Genomic DNA, 2,585 nt, shown 5'->3' on the forward strand with positions numbered 1-2,585 from the left:
TTAAAATATTTATTTTTCATAATTCGATTTTTTATGAAGTACAAATGCCCCTCCAGTTGCTATTACTAAAACTCCTATTCCATATATTAAAATAGCCTCTGTTGAATATCCCTCATAATTTTCTTTTAGACTATTTAATACATTTAAAACTAAGATTACACTTAAAATACAAGGAGTTAAATATTTCACACAAAATTCCCATACTCTTCCAATTCTAAACTCAGAAATTGGATTTACATGCTCTATTATCTCTTTAGGATTTTTTATCCAACAAATTAAAACTATTTCTAAAAGTCCTGATATTGCAATCGCATAGTTATTTAAAAAATAATCTGCAATATCTAATATATATAATCCGGCTCTTGTTGCTATTATTAATGAAAATAAAAATGCTCCACCTACACAATAATTTATTGCTTTTTTTCTTTCTAAATTAAATCTATCTTGTAAACTTGCTACAACTGTCTCTATTATTGAAACACTTGATGAAATTCCTGCAAATATTAAACATAGAAAAAATAAAATCCCAATTATCCCTTTAGCTCCTGATAAAGCATTTATTGCCTGTGGAAATACTACAAAGGCAAATCCTACTCCTGCTGCTGATACATCCTTAACAGCTACTCCTTGAACCATAGCCATATGTCCTAATATTGCAAATACACCAATCCCTGTTATTAAACTAAAGCTACAATTTCCAAAACCTGTTAAAAATGCATTATTTACAATATCTGATTCTTTTGGTAAATAACTAGAATATGTAAGCATTATTCCAAAAGCTATACTTAAAGTAAAGAAAATCTGAGTATAGGCTGCTAACCAAGCTTTAGGATTTGCAAGAGCTGAAAAATCTGGTGTAAAAAAGTAATTTAATCCATCTACTGCACCTGGTAAAGTAACTCCTCTAACAACAATTACTAATAACAAACAAATAAGCAATGGCATAAAAATTTTATTAGCTTTTTCTATTCCGTTTTTTACACCCTTCCTTAAAACAACATAATTAACTCCCCACATAACAAAAAGAGGCAGTAAAACTTTATAATTTATACCATTTAAATGCATTGGTGATTCTGATATTTCTAAATAATGTTTAAATAAAAAATCCTTTGTATCTACTCCCCAACTTTGATTTAATGCATAAATTGTATAACTTGCTGCCCAAGCAATTATTACAACATAGTAGGATGAAATAAAAAATGCAATTGCTGATTGAAACCATCCTAAAAATCCCCATTTTTTTCCAATTGTTCCAAGAATTCCAGGAGCACTTTTTCTTATTTTATGTCCCAAGGCAAACTCTAAAATTAAAATTGGTATTCCTGCTGTTAATAAAGCAACTATATAGGGTATTAAAAAAGCGCCTCCTCCATTGGATACAACTACATATGGAAATCTCCAAATATTTCCCAGTCCTATTGCTGCTAGAATAAATCCCATTCGTGATCCCCATTCTGCTCTGTTCTTTTCCATTTTAACCACTCCCTTTTATTTTTTTATAAAAAAAAAGCAGACTTAAATATAAGCGTGCTTTATCCCCAAGGTTAAAAGTCTCCTACAATATATTTAATATATTACATGATTTATTTTAAATTTTATGTATAAAATTATCAGTAATCTATTAATATTATCTTTGGATGTATTTTCCTTTTTATTTTTTGTTTTATTTATTGGTATGATACTATCATTTTTTTAATAGGTATTCAAGTTTTTTTTGTTTTTTTTTTTTTTATTTTTAATATATAATTTCTCTTATTTAAAAAATAAAAAAAGTCGAGAACAATCTCGACATAATTTTATTAATTCATTTTATCTACTAATGATTTTCCAGCTTTAAATTTAACTGTTTTCTTAGCTTCAATTTTAATTTCTTCTCCAGTTTTTGGATTTCTTCCAATTCTTTCAGGTCTTTCTACAACCTCAAATTTTCCCCATCCAATGAAGTTAAGCTCTTCTCCACCTTTTAAAGTTTCTTCTATTGTAACTAGAACTGAATCTAATTTTCTTTCTGCTTCAGCTTTTGAAGTGAATATTCCTTTTTCAAATAATACTTTAGCGAACTCTTTTTTTGTCATTATTTTGCCTCCTAAAATGATTCTATTGTAATCAATGTACAGTCATTTATATCATATAAACCAATTAATTTCAAATATTTTTTAGCTTTTTTTGGATTTTTTTTAGATTTTATTATATAATCAAATTATCTTAATATTAAGGGTGATGACATATGATCAAGAAAATTATTTTTTTAATCTCCATCTTTGTTTTATCTTCATGCACTTCGGTGAGATATCGTGTGAATTCATCTAAATACAGATCGAAGTCCTTTAATAATAGGGTTAGATTTGTAATTCTACACTATACTGCATTAAATGATGAAAGATCTATTAGATCTTTAACTCAAAACAATGTTAGTTCTCACTATTTAGTTACACAAAAACCTTCTGATGACGTATACTCTTTAGTTCCAAATGATAAAAGAGCTTGGCATGCAGGAGTCAGTTCATTTGATGGTTACAAAAATCTAAATGACAACTCTATAGGAGATCGGAAGAGCACACGTCTGAACTCCAGTCACGAATTCG

General features: G+C 28.0%; 2 protein-coding genes. Both read right to left on the minus strand.

Annotated elements, in window-relative coordinates:
• Positions 1-9: 9 nt before the first annotated feature.
• Positions 10-1,473: a sodium-dependent transporter gene (locus tag Q0V09_RS10585; protein ID WP_297489406.1), complete on the minus strand. Its 1,464-nt coding sequence runs from the start codon at positions 1,471-1,473 to the stop codon at positions 10-12.
• Positions 1,474-1,799: 326 nt separating this feature from the next.
• Complete coding sequence (locus Q0V09_RS10590) at positions 1,800-2,075, minus strand: HU family DNA-binding protein (RefSeq protein WP_297406659.1); 276 nt, start codon at positions 2,073-2,075, stop codon at positions 1,800-1,802.
• Between the last annotated feature and the right edge of the window lie 510 nt (positions 2,076-2,585).

It is taken from the genome of uncultured Cetobacterium sp., from assembly GCF_947039425.1.
GTDB lineage: Bacteria > Fusobacteriota > Fusobacteriia > Fusobacteriales > Fusobacteriaceae > Cetobacterium_A.